14 protein-coding genes are annotated in these 19,728 nt (G+C 40.5%); 3 read left to right on the top strand and 11 right to left on the bottom strand.

Annotation, left to right across the window (positions count from 1 at the left end; translation table 11 throughout):
* Positions 1 to 51: 51 nt before the first annotated feature.
* The 4 genes from E4F24_RS07505 to E4F24_RS07520 form a co-directional block, all read right to left on the bottom strand.
* Complete coding sequence (locus E4F24_RS07505; protein ID WP_140938065.1) at positions 52 to 966, bottom strand: TlpA family protein disulfide reductase; 915 nt, start codon at positions 964 to 966, stop codon at positions 52 to 54.
* Positions 967 to 1,033: 67 nt separating this feature from the next.
* The gene (locus E4F24_RS07510) at positions 1,034 to 2,233 is read right to left on the bottom strand and encodes a FecR family protein (RefSeq protein WP_140938066.1); all 1,200 of its coding nucleotides are present in this window, start codon (positions 2,231 to 2,233) and stop codon (positions 1,034 to 1,036) included.
* Between the two features lie 120 nt (positions 2,234 to 2,353).
* Entirely contained in the window at positions 2,354 to 2,923 is a 570-nt protein-coding gene (locus E4F24_RS07515) for an RNA polymerase sigma-70 factor (protein WP_140938067.1), read from the bottom strand.
* Between the two features lie 377 nt (positions 2,924 to 3,300).
* Positions 3,301 to 3,705: an AAA family ATPase gene (locus E4F24_RS07520; protein WP_449448568.1), complete on the bottom strand. Its 405-nt coding sequence runs from the start codon at positions 3,703 to 3,705 to the stop codon at positions 3,301 to 3,303.
* On the opposite strand from E4F24_RS07520, the gene E4F24_RS07525 reads away from it, so the two are divergent.
* Positions 3,689 to 4,168 (top strand): RDD family protein, encoded by a 480-nt coding sequence (locus E4F24_RS07525; protein WP_235891175.1) that lies wholly within the window; start codon positions 3,689 to 3,691, stop codon positions 4,166 to 4,168. The genes E4F24_RS07520 and E4F24_RS07525 overlap by 17 nt on opposite strands.
* Positions 4,169 to 4,176: 8 nt before the next feature.
* Here E4F24_RS07525 and fabD read toward each other — a convergent pair whose 3' ends face one another.
* The 4 genes from fabD to E4F24_RS07545 all read right to left on the bottom strand — a co-directional run bounded on the left by fabD (position 4,177) and on the right by E4F24_RS07545 (position 10,024).
* The gene (gene fabD / locus E4F24_RS07530; RefSeq protein WP_140938068.1) at positions 4,177 to 5,067 is read right to left on the bottom strand and encodes an ACP S-malonyltransferase; all 891 of its coding nucleotides are present in this window, start codon (positions 5,065 to 5,067) and stop codon (positions 4,177 to 4,179) included.
* Positions 5,068 to 5,128: 61 nt separating this feature from the next.
* The gene (locus tag E4F24_RS07535) at positions 5,129 to 6,361 is read right to left on the bottom strand and encodes a M16 family metallopeptidase (protein WP_140938069.1); all 1,233 of its coding nucleotides are present in this window, start codon (positions 6,359 to 6,361) and stop codon (positions 5,129 to 5,131) included.
* Between the two features lie 92 nt (positions 6,362 to 6,453).
* Complete coding sequence (locus tag E4F24_RS07540) at positions 6,454 to 9,282, bottom strand: outer membrane beta-barrel protein (protein ID WP_235891172.1); 2,829 nt, start codon at positions 9,280 to 9,282, stop codon at positions 6,454 to 6,456.
* Positions 9,283 to 9,286: 4 nt separating this feature from the next.
* The gene (locus tag E4F24_RS07545; RefSeq protein ID WP_140938070.1) at positions 9,287 to 10,024 is read right to left on the bottom strand and encodes a hypothetical protein; all 738 of its coding nucleotides are present in this window, start codon (positions 10,022 to 10,024) and stop codon (positions 9,287 to 9,289) included.
* Positions 10,025 to 10,172: 148 nt separating this feature from the next.
* On the opposite strand from E4F24_RS07545, the gene E4F24_RS07550 reads away from it, so the two are divergent.
* Positions 10,173 to 10,769 carry a ribonuclease HII gene (locus tag E4F24_RS07550; protein WP_140938071.1) on the top strand — a complete coding sequence of 199 codons (597 nt, stop codon included), beginning with the start codon at positions 10,173 to 10,175 and terminating at the stop codon, positions 10,767 to 10,769.
* 649 nt (positions 10,770 to 11,418) lie between these two features.
* Here the strand turns inward: E4F24_RS07550 and E4F24_RS07555 are convergent.
* The 3 genes from E4F24_RS07555 to rsgA all read right to left on the bottom strand — a co-directional run bounded on the left by E4F24_RS07555 (position 11,419) and on the right by rsgA (position 16,806).
* The gene (locus E4F24_RS07555; RefSeq protein WP_140938072.1) at positions 11,419 to 13,887 is read right to left on the bottom strand and encodes a YfhO family protein; all 2,469 of its coding nucleotides are present in this window, start codon (positions 13,885 to 13,887) and stop codon (positions 11,419 to 11,421) included.
* A 140-nt stretch (positions 13,888 to 14,027) separates the two neighbouring features.
* Positions 14,028 to 15,806, bottom strand: a complete 1,779-nt coding sequence (locus E4F24_RS07560; protein ID WP_140938073.1) for a hypothetical protein — start codon at positions 15,804 to 15,806, stop codon at positions 14,028 to 14,030.
* 79 nt (positions 15,807 to 15,885) lie between these two features.
* Positions 15,886 to 16,806, bottom strand: coding sequence for a ribosome small subunit-dependent GTPase A (gene rsgA / locus E4F24_RS07565; RefSeq protein WP_140938074.1), 921 nt, complete (start codon positions 16,804 to 16,806; stop codon positions 15,886 to 15,888).
* A 120-nt stretch (positions 16,807 to 16,926) separates the two neighbouring features.
* Here rsgA and polA point away from each other — a divergent pair, with 120 nt between their 5' ends.
* Positions 16,927 to 19,725 carry a DNA polymerase I gene (polA, locus tag E4F24_RS07570; protein WP_140938075.1) on the top strand — a complete coding sequence of 933 codons (2,799 nt, stop codon included), beginning with the start codon at positions 16,927 to 16,929 and terminating at the stop codon, positions 19,723 to 19,725.
* Positions 19,726 to 19,728: the final 3 nt, after the last annotated feature.

A 19,728-nucleotide genomic window follows, 5' to 3' on the forward strand; every position in this document is an offset into this window, starting at 1 on the left:
CTTTTAGTCAGTGTTCGCTCCTGAGCGATTACAAATTAAGTGTAAGTATTTTTATTTTAGCAGCTTAGGAAGCAATTCATCCATCTCCTTAATAGAGAAAGGATTTACCGCTACCCAGCCCATACGAATAATTCCCTCTTTGTCTATTACAAAATTTGCAGGCGCGACCTTTGCATCATACAACAAGGATGCTTCCCTTCCTCCTAATGCCACTTGGTAAGAGAAAGGCACCCTTTTTACGAATTTCTCGACATCCTCTTTTGTCGTCTCATCACGAATATCAGGTGCCAAGAACACAATATCGTTACTACCTTTATACTTGTCCGCGATCGCATTCAATTCCGGAATTTCTTTAATACAAGGTGTACATTGTGTAAACCAGAAGTTCAATACCACGACCTTTCCTTTGAGGCTTTTAATACTCACCTCTTTACCATCGAGTGTTTTCACTGTAAAATCCGGCGCAGGTTTTCCTACCAATAGATTGACCTCTTTGTTATTCTGCCCCATACTACCTCTAGGCATAAAATATCCTTTTAACTCAGCTCGTTTTGCTTCCTGCTCTTCAGGAGTCCCTTCGCGAAGCACCATGACCTTCTTATTATACCCCCGGTCTAAATAAGATTCGTACATCCATTTTCCGGAAATATCTCTAGTTAATTCCACAAATTGTTCAAATGGGATTTTTATATATTCCGCTGTGTAATACTCTTGTTCCGCCAATTTAAAGTCTTTATCTGCTGCAGCCTCATTCACTGCTTCTTTGAAGTCTTCGCTCGCTTCTTTGATATTAGTTAATCCTCTCAATGCAGCTTCTTTACGCGCGGCAATAGCAGTAGGATTGTGAAAAGATTCCGCTGTTGAATCAATTTTGACAAATTTGTTGGATTGCGCAACACTATCAGTTACACTCCACACGAGTATCGATACGACTGCTAATAATCTTAAGAAATTCCTGATTTTCATACTTTATTTTATTATTAATTATGTTCATTTTATTAGGTCTCCCCCTCCTAAACGGCAGCCGCCAAAACTACTTGTGATCGGCTACAATCACCGTATTGTCTTTCAGTTCCAGGGAAAAATCCCCCACCTCTTCCAATAGCTCCAAAAGCTCCTTCAAAGAGTTCGTTCTGGAAATAAAACCACCTATCCTCAATTTTTCTAAGGAACTGGTATACTTTATCGATACACCATACCACTGGGTAACCTGTTTCAACACATTTTCTATGGATTCATTTTTAAAATAAAAGAAGTTTTCTTTCCACGCGGTTACAGCATTCAAGTTGGCCTCTCTTTTAAACATTCTATCTCCATCAGAAATAGCTTCTTCGCCTGGATTTAACACCAGATTATCCTTAGTCTTCAAACTATTTATTTTCACCAATCCATTGACTAAAGTTGTTATTGTATTCGTTGGTGAGTATGCATTAATATTAAAGGATGTCCCCAACACTTCAATCTCCTGTCCATTGACGTTAACGACAAATGGGGCCTTTGGATTATGAGCCACCTCTAGGTAAACCTCTCCTCTCAACACTTCAATTTCGCGAAAATTCTTTTCAAAAGACCTCGGATAGCGGACAGAACTCTGGCTGTTCAACCAGATCTTAGTCCCATCCGAAAACGTAACATGGTACTGGCTCCCCTTTGGCGTACTTAAAGTCAGCAAAGGCCCTGTGGTAAAAAGTTGCGTTTTTAATGCACCCTCAATTCTCTTAAGAACAGATGAATTGGCATACACACGAACACCATCTTCATAACTTATCGAGTCCGCATTCATTACGATTCCTTTTTGGTTCTCCCCCAGCTCCACCAGACTACCGTCCTCTAACGTTAAGATCGCTTTATTGTCTACAGCCTGAATATCCTTTGTTTCCTTTGTATCGGCCAGCACCACCGACTTTGGGCTTTTAGATTGATCGAAATACAGATACGCTGTCAAGGAGCAGACGAGCAACACAACTGCAGCAGCCACTAGTCGAGACCAGCGCAGCACCCTCTTCGTTTCAGACATCCTTACAACCTCATTGTTCAGAGACGCTTCGCTAGAATGCATTAATATCTTTACACGCATACGTTTTTGCACTTCCTGCACCGTCTCTGAAGAAACCAAAGTTTTATTTTCTTGAATGTCCCGCAAGTGCCAGCTTTCAACAAGCGCGCGCTCCGAATCGGAACAAGTACCTTCAACGTACTTGTTAACTAATTCTTCTGCTTTATTTACCGACATTCTTTATTAAGGTTTATCATACTTTACCCCTATAAGTAAGTTAAGGGAGAGCTAGGGCCCAGATAAAAATAAAATATTTTTTAATGTAGGGCAAAATGTAGCTCATAGCCCCACGCTTTATCAAAAAAAGAAGAGCAGCAAAATAGGAGGAGGGAATTTTTTCCGTAGAATGGAAAGGGCATTATTAATTTGATTTTTGACGGTCTTTTCGGATAGCTGAAGCTTTTCAGCTATCTCGCGATGACTCAGGTACTCATTTCGGCTCAATTCAAAGATTTCTCTCATTTTTGCAGGCAGACGACCGACTTCCTCCTCGATCAGGCGGCGCAATTCTTTTTCACGCACCAGGTAATCCGTTATAGACTCATGCTGCTCCATATAGTTGCCCAACGATTGCTGGTAGTCCGTCCGGACTTTCTTTTTGTCTAGCAGGTTGAAAAATTTAAACCGTACAGCAGCATACAAATAATCGGCAATCGAAGAGTTTATGGCTATGGTATAGCGCTTGTCCCAGAGATACAGGAAGACTTCTTGAACAATATCTTCCGCTTCTTTCTCATCTTGCGTCACCTTACATGCGTACAAGAAGAGCAAACCTTGAAAACGGTCATAAATCTCCACATACGCTGCCTGATCACCCTTGCTAAGAAGAGTTGTCAAATCAACATCGGTATAAGAGGAATACTTCATAAGACCAATCACTTGGGGAGAATCTGCATTACAATATGCAATAGTAGTTAATAATTTCTAAATAATAAAAACGTTCTGCGCTAGACACCAACATGAATCTTATAAAGTATGCCGGCTATTATGATGACCTTTTAGATTTTACCCTTCACAAAGACGTTTTTGGTTTCTTTCAACTTCGCTGTAAGCTGATAAAAGGGATTCAAGAAACCACCGGTTGTATTTAGGCATTGTGGAGATCCCACTGTTTACAGAACGGATTTGACTATATCTATATCAATCCCCTGGCTTTAATTGCTAAATACTTATTTACAGCATTGATACTAAGGCTTTCAGGTGTGGTATAGACCACTTGTAACCCGTTGCGTGTGAGTTCCTGTTCATATACCGGGTATATGTACATCTATTTTAAATAAAAACCGGTCTAACTGGGCTTCTGGCAACCGATATGTTCCTTCGTGCTCGATAGGGTTCTGGGTAGCAAAAACAAGAAAAGGGCGAGTCAATGGATAGGTATGTCCATCCACCGTTACCTGATTTTCGCTCATGCATTCAAATAATGCCGACTGTGTCTTGGCAGGAGCCCTATTAATTTCGTCGATGAGTACGATGTTTCCGAAAATAGGACCTTTCTTAAACTCAAATTCATTTGTTTTCAAATCCAGAATAGCGGACCCTGTAACATCGGAAGGCATCAAATCGGGTGTAAATTGGATCCGCTTGAATTCGCTATTGATTGTTTTGGCAATCAGTTTGGCAGTTAGCGTTTTGGCTACCCCGGGCAAACGGCTAATGAAAGTGAAAGTCGTAAAGATTGATGGGACACGCGCTACCTTTTATCAATATTTTATCCGTTGGATCAGCAATACCGTGGATATCTTTTTAAGTATGGGCGGATTGGGTATACTGAGTATCATTCTTACGAAAAATAGCCAACGACTTGGTGACTTAGCCGCTGATACCACCGTAATTAATATTAAGGAAGATCTGAACTTAAAGGTAACGTTGTTTGAAGAGCTAACAGCGGAACACCGGGTGACCTACCCGGAGGTAGTCAGGCTGACGGATCAGGATGTCAACCAGATTAAAGAGATTTTTGAAACGGCAAAAAGTCGAAAAAATTACGGCATTGTTTTAGCACTCGCCACACGCGTGGAGATCCTGTTGGGTATAAAATCGCAGCTTGCGCCAGAAGATTTTATACCCCTGATTATACAAGATCATTATTACATATACAGAGACAAATAGCCTCGATATTATAAAGAGGCTGAGGCCGAAGATGTCTGTACTTGTCTGTCAACCTTCTTCACCAATCCCTGTAATACATTCCCCGGACCTACTTCCACAAAGGCTTCCGCTCCATCTGTCAACATAAGCTGAACAGTTTGCGTCCACCGTACCGCTCCCGTCAATTGAGCGATCAGGTTAGCTTTTATCTGCGTCGGATCGGTATACGGTTTAGCATCTACATTTTGATAAATTGGGCAAGAAGGCGCTTTGATTTCTGTGGCCTCAATAGCTGCCTGTAATTCTACTTTCGCAGGTTCCATTAAAGGAGAGTGGAAAGCACCGCCGACATTTAATTTCAGTGCACGTTTGGCACCTGCCTCCGTCAACAACGCACAGGCCTTGTCAACGCCAACTATGGATCCCGAAATCACCAACTGTCCCGGACAGTTATAATTGGCAGCCACGACTACATCTTCAATCTGCGCGCAGATCTTTTCTACCGTCTCATCGTCTAAACCTAGTATTGCCGCCATTGTCGAAGGTTCTAACTCACACGCTTTCTGCATGGCGTTGGCACGTTGCGACACTAATTTTAAGCCATCTTCAAAAGACAATGCGCCTGCAGCGACTAAAGCAGAGAACTCACCCAATGAATGTCCGGCCACCATCGAAGGCTGGAAAGATGTTCCCAAAGCTTTGGCTAAGATAACCGAATGTAAGAATATCGCAGGCTGCGTAACGTTAGTCTGTTTCAAATCCTCATCGGTTCCACTAAACATGATATCCGTAATACGAAATCCTAATATTTCGTTTGCCTGCTCAAATAAAGCTTTCGATTCTTCGCTCGAGGCATAAAGATCCTGTCCCATTCCTACAAACTGAGCACCTTGCCCAGGAAAAATATATGCTGTTTTCATCTAAAAAATTAATAGGTAAAAAGTCAAAATTAAAAAATAAAAATCACAACGGTGCAATCTATCAATCCTCAGGCACAAAAGCCAGGGATGCCATCATTGACTCGTCTAAAAATTCCTGGGATAAAGCGAGGATATCCATTGCACACACTTCATCTATCTTTAAAAACACCTCTTCGAGCGAGATGACTCTATCGTAATCGATCATATTTTTCGCTTCGGCAATGATCATACTCATACGATTTTCTTCAGCAAGGGCGATCTGCCCCTTGAATTTTTGTTTGGCACGCTGCAACTGATAGGCTGAGATAGGCTGGCTTTTCAGCGTATCAAGTTCTTTTTTTACTAAACGTACAGCCTTATTTAACTTCTCCTCATCCGTACCCAGATAGATACTAAAATTGCCGGTATCACTATAAAGTGTTAGATTCGATTCAATGGTGTAGGCAATACCGTGCTTTTCACGGATTCCAAGATTTAAGATGGAACTCATTCCAATACCGCCAAGCATATTGTTAAGCAATAACATGGCCGTTTTGCGGTCGTCATAAATACCGAATGTTTGCTTACCCAACATATAATGGGCTTGATTTATTGGTTTATGCACAACGATCGTATTCAATTCACTACCCGTAACCAGATCATTTCTCTTAGCCGGTACATTTCTTTTAATCTTACCAAAGATTTTATTGGCGACACGTTCCATTTGTGATTTGGTATAACTGCCCGCTACCGCTATAATTATTTCTTCAGTATTATAGTTAGAAAGCATGAAATCATAAACGTCTTTCTTGGCAATGCTCTTCAGATCAGATTCCAAGCCCAGGATATTATGCCCTAAACCTGAATTTGCAAACAGTAGGTCTTCGAAATCATCCATAATAGACTCTTCAGGACTATCTAGATAAGAGGCTATTTCATCCAATATCACTCCTTTTTCTTTTTCCATTTCATGTTCCGGAAAAGTAGAATGAAAAAGCACGTCTTCAAACAAATCCAATGCCCTTTCTAAATAGGGATTCAAAAATGACGCGTGGATACAGGTATATTCTTTGGTTGTATAAGCATTCAGATCACCCCCTACCTGTTCTAATCGGTTTAAGATTTGATTGGTAGAACGTCGTTCTGTACGTTTAAACAGTAAATGTTCAATAAAATGGGCAACACCATACTTTCCCTCCACCTCATGACGCGATCCCGCATTCACGATCATACACGTGTGGGTAATCGAAGAATCTTGTTGGTGTAATAATATGCGTATTCCGTTATCCAATCGGATAAGATTTAATTCCTGCATTCAAAAATGAAATTAAAATGTTTGCAAAGCTACATAATTAAATACAAAACGGCCGAAGTACCCTTCAGCCGTTCCTGTTATCACGCGCATAATTACATCCTAGGCCGACGCATTCCACCTGGGAACGAACTGCCCGTATCAGGTGCTATACCCGAAAACTTTTGCAGCTTGAAAGTAAAGGTAAGCATGAAATACCGAGCTAGACGGTTCGTTCTGCTATCCGTCAAAATCTCACCCACAGTACGATCAATATTTGTTTGTTGGTTCAATAAATCAAAGCCCTGCAAACGTATTGTCGCACGTTGATCCCTCATAAACCTTTGCTCTATATAAGTATTCAATATAAAAGGATTTGCGTTCGTACGATATCCTTTATTAAACTCTTTGGCCACATCTGCTCCAAATATTGTAGTAGGGGTAATATTTACGGAGCCAATAATAGAAGGTGTTAACTTAGAAGTATTCGGTGATTCAAAATCCTGCAAAGTAGAATTAGAAATGTTGTATGCATAACGTACCCCCGGATTGATTTCTAAATTTTCTGAGGGATTATAGCGAAAGAATAACATTTGGCTAATTATCATATTGTTTGTTACAGCTTTCAGAAACTCTCCTCCGGTAATGCTAGTATTCAAATAAGAAATACCTTTGTTGAAACTCACTCCACCACCGTACATGATATTGTATGTTTTTTCTTTTAAAGATCTACCAAAGTGATAAAAAGAGTTGATTGAATATATAGGATCAGACTCATTTTTATAACCTACCTGTTGGTATAGACCATCGCCTTCAACTGTATAGCGCCTATTCATTGATACGATTCTGTCTTGTGTTAGTTCAGTCCGAATCGTAGCAAAAAATGTTTTCCCTTTTTGAAAATCACCTGAGCGAAAACGTAAATTCATGGAGTGTCTAAACTCCGGATCTAATTCCGGATTACCTATAGTAATATTTGTTCTATTAGTCGACACTTCAAACGGGAGAATTTGTGAAACCCCTGGTTCTGAAGAACGACCAGAATAATTCAAAGTCAAGTTAGACTGCCTAGAGAACTTATATTCAAATCTAGCGATCGGAATAATATTGAAGTTAGAGCGATCAATTAATGCTGTTTCCGTTGCCGAGAAAGCATCACCTTTCAACTGCGAAGGTTGTACAGAGGCGCCTAAAGAATATTTAATTTTATCATTTTCAAACATATAACTTGCACCTACACGGTGTGTTGTAAACTTATAGTCATAATCGTACGCGTAGTTTAAACCAGGTGTAGTTAATGGATTACCATCCTTATCCACTCCTCTCTGATGATTGGAGTTATCATAATCATTTGTATTTACATCATATGATATTTCTAATTTACTTTTTTCAGTTAGCGGTTCTATATAGGATAACGTAGCCCCCGCATTCCAACTCTTATTTTCTATCTCACGTAATGTCAGTTCAAAAATCTCATTAATCGGCTCATTCTGATTAGCAGGATCATAAACCAAACGATCCAAAATCTGGTCTAACTCATTTTTCGTTACCGCATTGTCGTAGTTGAAATTGAAAAACAAATTTCTACCCTTGTCATTTAATTTTCGATTATATAAGCCCGAAAAGTTATATCGTGGCGAATTCACATCGCCTGTCGAAGCTTGATCCTGAATATTATCTAACAAGCTTTCTTTATAAAAAATTGATTTTGACAGATTATCAGTTTGATTCTTGTTAAACGCAATTTGAGGTGTCAATTTAATGTAATCTTTATCTGAAATATTCCATTCCAAATTCCCTTCAAAACGGTGATTCGCACGAATACTGTTATTATCCTGATCGGATTCCTCAGTCAGGTCTTGACCGATGTATTCGGTAAAAGAATTGGAAAGTGTATTATTATCATCCCGACCAAAAGAATAACTTCCGTAAACTTTTAACTTATCGCTAAAATCGTGACGCATATTCAGCCCTACCGATCCAGTGTTAGTAATACCTTGTGAACCGCCAAACATTCCACTACCTCCGCGGCCACCTGCACCACCTTGGCGACCACGTGCACCACCACCGATGGAATTGAAGTCGAAAAGACTAGCATTCATATTGTTCAGATTGCCTAAGAAGGAAATTTGTGTCTTATCTCTAAAACCCATCACCATTCCTGTGGCTTGGTAACGCTCTTCGGTACCCCCACCAACGCGAAGTGTAGTAGCATATCCCTTGTTATACTGTGGGTCAATTTGGATATTCAGCACCTTCGTTGACTCTCCCGACCTATTTCCGGTAAGATTTGCCATATCCCCATAATCATCTACCACTTGTATCTTTTCAATGATATTTGCGGGCAAGTTTTGAGTAGCTGTTTTCACATCACCGCCAAAGAAATCTTTACCATTAATACGCACTCTTGTAATTGCTTCTCCCTGAGCGGTAACATTTCCATCCTTGTCGACTTCTACTCCCTGCAATTTCTTCAATGCATCTTCTGCTACTGAACCTTCTCTTAATTTTAAATCTCTAGTTGAGTATTCTACCGTATCACCTTTTACCTGAACGGTGATCACACCACTAACAACCACTTCCTCCAACATATTTGGGATCCCTTTGAGTTCGAAAGAAGGGATAATCATTTTCTGCTCCCCTATCGGAAAGGTAAATTCCTTTTCGAAGGCCTCGAATCCTAAGCTCACAATCCGAATTTTAAATTGGTTACCCTTTACATTATTAAATGTATATATGCCGGCTTGGGAAGAACTTGTCCCTAACGAATCTTGATCCGACACCAATAACACTGAAGCACCTGCCACTATTCGCGAAAGTGAATCTCTCAGCATACCTTGCACTATTTTTCCCGTCTGTGCATGGATAGAACCCGTACCCGTTAACAAGAAGATAAGAAATAAGGATTTTAATAAACGACTCATATTATTTGATTTTCTCTTCATTTTACTATTTTACTTTACCAAAGATCCATACATCCGTTTTGAATTTATACGGGTTACGAACGGTTGCCGTGGGTTGTACCCTACCGTATATGGAGTATGGTGTATTCACAGACCTACTCTTGGCCATCTTCTGTAGTTGAATAAATGTATTGTTTACAACAATTTGTACTGCGATCTCTTCCTCCTTAAACTCAATAAGATCTAACGGAATCATCGACTCATATACGAAGTTCTCATTGCTATCAAGTTTAACAACAGCTTTGACACCATAACTATTTTTAAAAGAAAGAAGTCCGTCTACAACCCTTGAAAAACCGTTCAGATAGTAACCCCTGGAACTATTTAATAGCTCCAGCTGCAATGTTGAAAGATCTAGGTCTTCGGTTTGCGACAGCGCGCGCAATCGCTCCCTGTCTGGGAAAGGGTATATAAGTCGAGCGCCATCTTTCTTTTTACGCGTATAACTAATATTCACGATAATGCCATTTCGAATGGCTTCCTGCCTCAATGTAGGATCCTGTACACGTACCGCAACCAACAACTTATTTTCCTTTCTTACAACACCGAATAACCATGCGTCACCTTCTACAGGAATTAATTGATCATTCCACTCTTTAAGGTCCCCATCCACTGTGATACTGGATATCGATTGAAAGGTATACACATCCGACTTCTTCTTTTGCGAAAAAGTGACCAATGGTAAGCTACCTATAATTAACAAAACCCAAAATTTATTCATCATCGAATCTATCTGTATTTTATATATAGCAAAAACTGTGAAACTTATTTTAAACAAGTACATATCTTTGTACAAAAGAACAAATAAGTAACGTAAATTAATGTTAACAGCATTATATCACAGATAAGTTACACTTTTACACAGAAATACGATGTTACTATCTCATTTTCAGTACACCTATATTGAAGCCGGCTGCGATGAAGCAGGACGAGGCTGTCTCGCCGGACCTGTTTTTGCAGCGGCCGTGATATTCCCACCTGAATACTGCAATCCCATTCTGAACGATTCGAAGAAACTGTCAGAAAAAAAACGAATAGAATTGCGTCCCGTCATTGAGAATGAAGCTTTGGCCTTTGCCGTAGCCAGCGTCTCGCCACAAGATATTGACAAAATCAACATTCATAATGCTTCATACAAGGCTATGCATTTGGCGCTAGATGCCTTAACTGTAAAAGCCGAGTTCATCATTGTTGATGGCAATAGATTTATTCCCTATCAGGATATAAGACATGAGTGCATTATAAAAGGTGACGGAAAATACCTGTCTATCGCCGCTGCTTCTATTTTAGCCAAAACCTATCGGGATGATTTCATGACTCACTTAGCCGCGGAGTATCCGTCGTACGATTGGAAATCCAATAAAGGATACCCAACTATAGCACATCGTAATGCTGTATTACAGCATGGTTTCACACCGCATCACCGCAAGACGTTCCGTGTTACGGATCCACAGTTAAAACTCTTTTAAAACCGGAAGAAGTCGTTCGAAAAGCACAATCTTGTCGGCATTGCATATTGAAGGAACAATTGCAGATTGGTTTGGGTCAAACTTTTGGGGGTCATAAAAAGGAAGGTATTTTTTAATCTATTTTTTGCGCCTCTTTCGCCGGCGCAGGGCGACTTCTTTTTTTATAAAAAGAAGGAAAAAATCGTCGCTCGAACCTTTTGGCCGTAGGGACAGTGCCTCCCAATGCTATTGCCAAAAGCTTCACAGGCGACGTTTGTCGTGTAAGAAAGGGTAGTGCATTTATTGTTAATATTTACTTTATACTTGAGCTGAATTGAAAAAAAACGGCCTTAGCGGATTTGGACGTGCAGGCAGCAGATGATGCGTTGCAGAAGCTTACAATTACACTCAGCCAAGCAGATCTCAGCCCTTGCCGTGGGACAGAGCGGTGGAGGCCTAAGAGCTGCACACTGCATCATCGCATCGCCGAAACGACAAATACGGTATCAGCCTTGATTTTTTGCTTCGTTTTTTATCAAGAAAAAATGAAGGCCCTGTCGCGGCGAGCGACAAACTGTCTAAAATAAACCTTCTTTTAACACCAACAATTCTCCACAGAAAACCGAAACACGCACTTCTTCAATACCCTTACCCGGTTCCGCTTTATGCTTTATGCTTTTTTAGGGTGCCGCTTCCTATTAGTACACCACACCACTGCAATCAGTCCAACTACCAAAACAATAGAAGCTATTAAAGAAACCACATTACTAATGCGCATGGTCGAAGGAGCAAAAATGAATTCTACCGTATGATTCCCCCCGGGAAGCTGCAATGCTCTTAATATATAATCCGCTCGTAAAATAGGCACTTCTTCACCATCTATATAAGCTTTCCATCCTTTCTCATAGTACACTTCAGAGAATACGGCAAAAGCATCATGAGGTGCCGAATACTCATATTTCAAGGTATCGGGGTGATAGCTGACCAAGCTTATTGTTGCATTCCCGGGTTGTCCCAAACGTCCTGCATTAATTTTATTTCTAAACTCTTCATGCACAAACGCTTCTTTTAACGGATCAAAGCTACTGATAGCTTGCATTTCCTGTGCATTATCTCTTACGAAAGTCACTTTTTCCACGAACCAGGCGTTTCCTGCCGCTGTACTTCTCCGTTGGATGCGTTCGGATCCATTTGAAGGATCTTTCGTCATAATGTAACGTACATTGAACATATCCAATACGTCTTCATTAATTGCACCGTTAAACTGATGTTCCAAAATCTCTTGAAAACGCATCAGTTTCGCGGCATGGTATCCGCCTAAATTCTTGTGAAAATAGGAAGCATGTGCGTCTGAGAACGCGTTTGTCGTCAAATCCAGAACCCGGTAACTCGGATCCTTATCCATTCGAATCAATTGATCCACTTCTTTCTCTTGAATGGGTCTCTTAGTCAAACTTTCCTCCATGAATGACTTATGATTCAGATATCGCTTATCCACTGACCATAAATCTACCAACGTTACTATTCCTAAGATAGCGACAAACACCGTGGACGTCACCTTTTTCTTGTATAGCCCCCATACCGATGCAAAGATTAAAGCTACAATGAATAGCGAACGCCAAGCGTCAGCAGAAGCGAGTGCGGCACGATCCTTTACCAATGCGCTGCCCAATTGCTGTCCCAGATTCGTATCACCAAGTTGTTGGCCTAATCCGGCAACAAGTTCACTGTGATTGGACGATTTGAAATTCAAAAACAGATCTGGCAAAAGGGCCACGAGTAAACAAAATCCGCCTACACCTATAAACGTATACAATACTTTCTTGTCTAGTTTAGGGATCTCCTGTGCCCGATTCAGCAGTTCCTGTACCGCCAGAATAGCCAGGAGTGGAATAAGAATAGAAACAATGACCAAAATAGATTCTACTGCCCTAAAATTATTATATAAAGGCACATAGTCGAAGAAAAGATCAGATACCAATGGAAAATGCCGTCCTAAGGCCAATAAAACAATGAGTGCAGAGGTAGCAAGGATCCACCATTTCAAGCGATCTTTAACAATTATAATTCCCAGCACAAATAGAAAGAAAATACCTGCCCCAAAGTACCAGGGTCCTGAAGTAAATTGCTTCTCGCCCCAATACGTTGGCAAGTTTTGTGCAAACTGTACCGCTTGTACTTCAGGTACACCAAGTCCGGTAAAAAACTTAACTACATTCGACTCTTTAGCCAGAACACCTTGTGATTTGCCACCGTAAGCATTTGGAATAAGAAAGGTAATATTTTCACCAACTCCCTGACTCCAGGCATAAGCGTACTGCCTATCCAGACCACTATCTTTTGCACCATCTTCGACCTTTACAATATTAGCTTTACCGCGAATAGTAAGCTTACTATATTCATAAGTAGGGAATAGCACAGAAGCATTCACCAGCACCGCAATTACCGCAGCGGCCAACTGCAGTGCAGTTGCTTGCGCAAATTTGGGCAACTTCTTATCACGGATAGCATAGTACAATTCAAAACCAACCAAAACCAACGTAGCGATCAACAAATAGTACGTCATTTGAATATGATTGGTTCGGATCTCTAAAGACAAGAAAACGGCCAATAAAACAGATCCCCATAATCGATTGCCTCTATAGCATAGGATAATAGCACCTATTATCGGTGCCATATATGCTATGGCATAAGCTTTATTAACATGCCCTGCTTCTATGTAAATAAAATTGTAGGATGAAAATGTAATAGCGACAGCTCCCACGGCTGCTAGCCATGGTCTCACCCGGAGTACACTGAGTAGAAAATAGGCCCCCAACAAGTAGATCAAGATCACATCAGCCGGCAACGGAAATACCATTTTTATGGCCCTATTGAAATAGGTTGTTACATTGGATGCGTGCTCATACCATATTTGGTAAGTAGGCATACCGCCAAACATAGAATTTGTCCATTCGGGAGCATGCCCGTCTTTCTCCTTATAGTCAAAAATCTCTTTTTGACTACCTAAAGCCTGTACAACGTCCTGTTGTGCCAAGGCTTTACCTTGCCACAACGGTGTAAAGTAAAAAATTACCAATAGTATAAATATGGCAACAATAATAAGATGTGTAGAGTTTTCCTTAAACCAGTTTTTCATCAGTTACATTTTCTTTTTAAAGGTGATGAAGCTATCATGAACATATTCCCTTGCCTTCTGCAACGGGTATACTCATGATGGCTTCACGTATAATTTAATGGTTATACTTTTTCCGTACGGCCAAAAATAGATAAATGATTTTACTTTTTCTTAAAAATACCTCTTATAAAACCTTTTGTTTTATTGACCGCCGAATTGGATTCCTTTACCACATCTTGAGCCTTCGTGGCAGTACCCATTAATCGGGCTTCCCGCTCCGGACTTATGCCGGCAGTTTGCTTTATCCCATCCAGCAAACTTTGCCATAGGGTCTTGAAGAAGGTATGCTCGGGGTCACGTTTATAATTTATCTTACCTATATGATAGATTTCATTGGCATCCGGATTACTATCGTTGATGATGATCTGATTCACGAGGAAGGAAATTATTTTTTTAGAAGTTTGAGCTTGCCCTTTCTCCTGCTCATTGAGCAGACTAATCTTTAAATTATCGTAATCAAATCTAAAATCACCCCAATTTCTATGATCAGTCCCCTCCATATCAAAGGTTACCTTCTTCATATTTCCTGAAGCCAACTCAACGTTTAACAAAGGTCTCAAAATACGATTGAAAGCTATGGCATTCATGGCTCCTACACTACCCTTATAGGTGTGGTAACCATTTTTACTTAACATATCAAATCCAAATTTGGCCTGCAAATTTCCCGAATTCATGATCTTTGCCGAGAGATCCGCCCGCATAAATTTGTCCTTTTGAAGGGCCAACGTATCATTCGTCACGTTGGTCAAATTTCCCCTCGCATTGTCAAAACTAATCGAACCCTCTCTTCCATATTTAGCACTAAATTCATAATACGTAATCGTAACATTATCAACCAGAACAGTATCCAATCGAATCAGACTATTCAGTTTCATTAACTTTTGGTGAGGAGAATGGCCTATTTTATTCTTAGGATATTTCGGATATCGCTTATCATTTGACAGGTCAACTATTCCATTTTTTAACTGTACGCTAGAGGCAATGGTTTTTCCATTTTCGAGAAACGCTTTAAAATCCAAATTTTCAAGCCGTAGCGTGTCAAACTTCAGAATAGCCATGGTGATATTTCTGTTTTTCTGTTTAAAAAAAGCAGATTTAGCCATTTTGGGTTCATAAGCAAATTTGGTCAATAAAAGGTTCTGATCTCTGGTATTAATACTTAAATCATCAAATTTCAACTTATAAAACCCATCGGGGAGATCATACTCAAATCCAGGTACGTGTACATCTATCATTTTGGCATAGAATAGCCGAGTAGAATCGCTAATGGAGGTCTTGTCTACCAACACGTCATGCACTTTAATAGTCACCTTGTTGAGTTCAACGCCACTGGATTTGCCCGAATCTATCTTCGAATAGGTAAACTTGACATCATCCAATTGTACATCGCGCACGTTGACGGAAGTAAAAATATCTTCTATACTTTCGTAAAGTGTCTTTTTGGGTTCAGTGGATACGGTATCGTTGAAAGCATGCTGTTCCGACATCACATGAATTTCCGGTTGTTCAAGAAAAATACTTTTAATATACAGCTGCCTGCTTCTTAACACATCCAACAGGCTAAACCGCCTAATCTTCAATGCCTTCAGCTTGATATGAAAACGGCTATCGGGTGCCGACTGATCCACTATCATCTGCTGATAAATCGCAGAATCGGGAATTAATTCGACCTCACGAAGGGTAACATTTCCCAATCCAATGTTGAGATCCAAATCATCGTATGCTAATGTATACAATCCATTTGAGGAATTATGAACAACCTCCTTAATCTTGGCTTCCAGGATAGGCTTCCAGTTTCTTCCGTAGTACCACACCACGCCACCCACTACCAAAAATAGGAGAGCCAGAATGATGAGTATCCATTTCCAGATTAGGTTCATATATCTATCGTTACTTCGTGAGCATACAGGTGTATCTCATTAAACAACAAAAAATATCTTTTGTTTTAACCGAAGACGCTTATCGCCGCGTATCCTCATTATTGTATATACTGATATAACTATCGTAACGCGAAGATTCTATATCGCCCTCTTCCACGGCTTCTAACACCACACAACCCGGTTCGTTCAAATGTCTACAATTATTAAATTTACACTTATTCATCAATTGCCGCATTTCGGGGAAAAAGTGAGATAACTCCTGCTTCTCGATATCCACTATTCCCAATTCGCGAATTCCGGGCGTATCAATCAATTTACCGCCGAACGGCAGACCGATCATTTCGGCAAATGTAGTGGTGTGTTTCCCTTGGTCAGACCAATCAGAGATATTGCCAGTTCTCAATTCCGTCCCGGGCACAATCCTATTCACCAGAGTAGACTTACCAACACCCGAATGCCCGGATACCAAGGATACCTTATCTTTCAAAAGATCCCGAATCGCATCTATGTTCGTACCTTCTATTGCCGACACCTCATAACAGGGATAGCCAATATTTTCATATATGGATTTGTATTCCTGCAATATTTCCAACCCCTCTTCGCTAAACAGATCCAATTTATTAAACACCAAAATCGCAGGAATATCGTAGGCTTCCGCCGTTACCAAAAAACGATCTATAAATCCAAGCGAGGTAGGAGGAGATGCTAATGTCACCACTAAAATTGCCTGATCCAGGTTTGCCCCGATTATTTGCGTTTGCTTGGAAAGGTTGACAGACTTACGGATGATGTAATTTTTGCGCGGCTCTAATACGTTGATGACACCACTTGCCTGATCGGGCTCTAAATCAAAATGCACCCAATCGCCCACGGCAATAGGGTTTGTCGTCTTAATATCTTTGGTTCTAAACTTCCCTTTGATACGACAATCGTATTGCTCCCCGTCTTCTCCCGAAACCTGGTACCAACTTCCGGTAGATTTTGTTACTAATCCTCTCATGCTTTTAAACTTACCGACTTATCTATCATATCCGAATACAAAAGTGGTAAAAAATTATTAATATCAAGCTTGCATCGATTTTATTACCTTTGTGTAAATACGGATAAATAAACTATTTTAATGAGAAAATTATTTCTATTAGACGGGATGGCTCTGATTTATAGAGCATACTTTGCATTAAATAAGGTGCCGAGATTGACGAGTTACGGTCTGAACACCGGTGCAATAATGGGATTCACCAATACCCTGTTGGAAGTATTGAAAAATCATCAGCCCTCACACATTGCTGTCGTGTTTGATACGGCTGCTCCTACTAACCGTCATATAGAGTTCGAAGCATATAAAGCACACCGTCAGGAAATGCCCGAAGATCTGGCAACATCAATTCCGTATATCTTTCGTCTTATCGAAGGCTTTAATATCCCCATTATTACAATGGACGGTTACGAGGCAGACGATATCATCGGTACCCTGGCAAAAAAAGCGGAAAAAGAAGGATTTACCGTTTACTGTATGACACCTGACAAAGATTTTGGACAATTGGTATCAGAATCGATTTTCATCCTTAAACCCGCACGCATGGGCAATGGTGCCGAGGTACTGGGTGTTCCCGAAATACTTGAAAAATGGGAAATAACAGATGTATGTCAGGTCATAGACATTCTGGGACTTTGGGGCGATGCCGTAGATAATATCCCTGGAATACCGGGAATTGGCGAAAAAACAGCAAAAAAATTAATCAAGGAGTTTGGCTCTGTAGAAGGATTGATTGCCAATTCGGCCAAACTTAAAGGAAAGCAAAAAGAGAATGTTGAAAATTTTGCGCAGCAGGGACTAATTTCCAAAAAACTAGCTACGATACTGCTTGATGTTCCCATTGATTTAGATGAGAGAGCCTTAGTATTAGATCAACCTAATAAAGAGCTTTTGGAACCACTTTTTGCGGAACTGGAATTCAGGACGCTTGGCAAACGTGTATTTGGAGATGATTTTACCATCACCGATTCCCCTTCCAAATCTGCTAACGGACAGATGGATCTATTTGCAGTCATCAGCGAAACGCCGACCAATAGCAGCATAGAGATTCCATTACCCGCATCCCCTTCTTCCAACATTTTAAATACCGATCACGATTACATATTGGTCGATACCCCACAGGAAATAGAAAAACTAGCCAACCTTTTAGCTGCCCAATCCAGCTTTTGTTTCGATACAGAGTCCACTAGCCTTGATGCACTACAGGCGGAGATTGTAGGGCTATCCTTTGCATTTGAAGCAGGTAAGGCTTATTACGTTCCTACACCGAGCGACAAAACAGAAGCACAGGCTATTGTCAATATCTTCAAACCTGTTTTCGAAAATACTGCCATTCAAAAGATCGGACAGAATATTAAATACGACTTACTTCTCCTATCCCGGTACAACGTAAGCGTACATGGTCCATTATTTGATACCATGCTGGCTCATTATCTGATTGATCCCGACACACGTCATGGCATGGATATTCTTTCAGAGACCTATTTGGGTTATAGCCCGGTATCCATTACAGAACTAATCGGCGCAAAGGGTAAAAACCAGGGTAACATGCGCGATGTGGAAATTGAAAAAATCAAAGAATATGCAAGTGAAGATGCAGATATCACCTGGCAACTTCATGAAAAATTTAAACCCCTGCTTGAAAACACATTTACCAGCGCGCTTGCCGAAGAAGTAGAATTTCCCTTGGTATATGTGTTGGCCGAAATGGAAAAAACAGGTGTCAAAATTGATATTGACACACTCGGCACTTTTTCCAAATCCTTAGAGCTTGACATCGCAGTACTTGAAAACACGATATATGAAAAAGCAGGTGTAAAGTTCAATATTGCATCGCCAAAACAACTAGGCGAAGTGTTGTTCGATAAGCTACACCTGGATCCGAAAGCCAAGAAAACAAAAACAGGCCAATATAAAACCGGGGAAGACGTACTATCTGCGCTTGCACACAAATCAGATATTGTAAAAGACATATTGGACTTCCGTCAATTGCAGAAACTTAAATCCACCTATGTAGATGCTTTACCTACGCTGATCAATCCGGAAACCGGCCTCATCCATACCTCATACAATCAAGCTGTAGCAGCTACAGGGCGCCTGAGTTCGACGAACCCTAACCTGCAGAATATTCCGATCCGAACAGAAAAAGGCCGTGAAGTACGTAAAGCATTTATTCCGCGGGCTGATGATCACATTATTCTATCTGCCGATTATTCACAGATTGAACTTCGTATTATGGCAGAATTGAGCCAAGATGAGAATATGCTCGATGCCTTTACACAAGGGCATGATATTCACCGTGCAACAGCAGCTAGAGTCTACGGAATAGATTTAGACGAAGTCACCTCCGAGCAGCGACGAAATGCCAAGGCGGTCAATTTTGGCATCATCTACGGGCAGTCTGCTTTTGGTCTCTCTCAAAGTTTAGGTATCCCTCGTCGGGAAGCCGCTGACATAATTGACCAATATTTTGGACAATATCACGGTATCCGCACGTACATGTCCAAAGCAATAGAATTTGCCAAAGAAAATGGTTATGTCGAGACCATTCTGAAACGTCGCAGATACCTTCGCGATATCAATTCGGCAAATATGACGGTGCGGGGTTTTGCAGAGCGAAATGCAGTAAATGCTCCGATCCAGGGCTCTGCCGCTGATATGATTAAGGTTGCAATGATTAATATTCAAAAAGACATTCAGGATAAAAAATTATCCGGAAAGATGATCATGCAGGTACATGATGAGTTGGTATTTGATATTCCAAAACATGAAATAGAAGATTTTAAAAGTATTATATTTGATAGAATGAAAACTGCTATTCCGATGCGCGTACCCATAGAGGTGGAAATTGGAACAGGTGGAAATTGGCTGGAAGCACATTAGAAT

This window comes from Sphingobacterium lumbrici, from assembly GCF_006476045.1.
GTDB lineage: Bacteria > Bacteroidota > Bacteroidia > Sphingobacteriales > Sphingobacteriaceae > Sphingobacterium > Sphingobacterium lumbrici.

Coding starts and splice junctions, on each gene's coding strand:
- rsgA (WP_140938074.1), bottom strand. CDS start 16,806: ATGAGAGGATTAGTAACAAAATCTACCGGAAGTTGGTACCAGGTTTCG.
- fabD (WP_140938068.1), bottom strand. CDS start 5,067: ATGAAAACAGCATATATTTTTCCTGGGCAAGGTGCTCAGTTTGTAGGA.
- E4F24_RS07540 (WP_235891172.1), bottom strand. CDS start 9,282: ATGAAGAGAAAATCAAATAATATGAGTCGTTTATTAAAATCCTTATTT.
- E4F24_RS07550 (WP_140938071.1), top strand. CDS start 10,173: ATGTTACTATCTCATTTTCAGTACACCTATATTGAAGCCGGCTGCGAT.
- E4F24_RS07510 (WP_140938066.1), bottom strand. CDS start 2,233: ATGTCGGTAAATAAAGCAGAAGAATTAGTTAACAAGTACGTTGAAGGT.
- E4F24_RS07545 (WP_140938070.1), bottom strand. CDS start 10,024: ATGATGAATAAATTTTGGGTTTTGTTAATTATAGGTAGCTTACCATTG.
- E4F24_RS07560 (WP_140938073.1), bottom strand. CDS start 15,806: ATGAACCTAATCTGGAAATGGATACTCATCATTCTGGCTCTCCTATTT.
- E4F24_RS07515 (WP_140938067.1), bottom strand. CDS start 2,923: ATGAAGTATTCCTCTTATACCGATGTTGATTTGACAACTCTTCTTAGC.
- E4F24_RS07555 (WP_140938072.1), bottom strand. CDS start 13,887: ATGAAAAACTGGTTTAAGGAAAACTCTACACATCTTATTATTGTTGCC.
- polA (WP_140938075.1), top strand. CDS start 16,927: ATGAGAAAATTATTTCTATTAGACGGGATGGCTCTGATTTATAGAGCA.
- E4F24_RS07535 (WP_140938069.1), bottom strand. CDS start 6,361: ATGCAGGAATTAAATCTTATCCGATTGGATAACGGAATACGCATATTA.
- E4F24_RS07505 (WP_140938065.1), bottom strand. CDS start 966: ATGAAAATCAGGAATTTCTTAAGATTATTAGCAGTCGTATCGATACTC.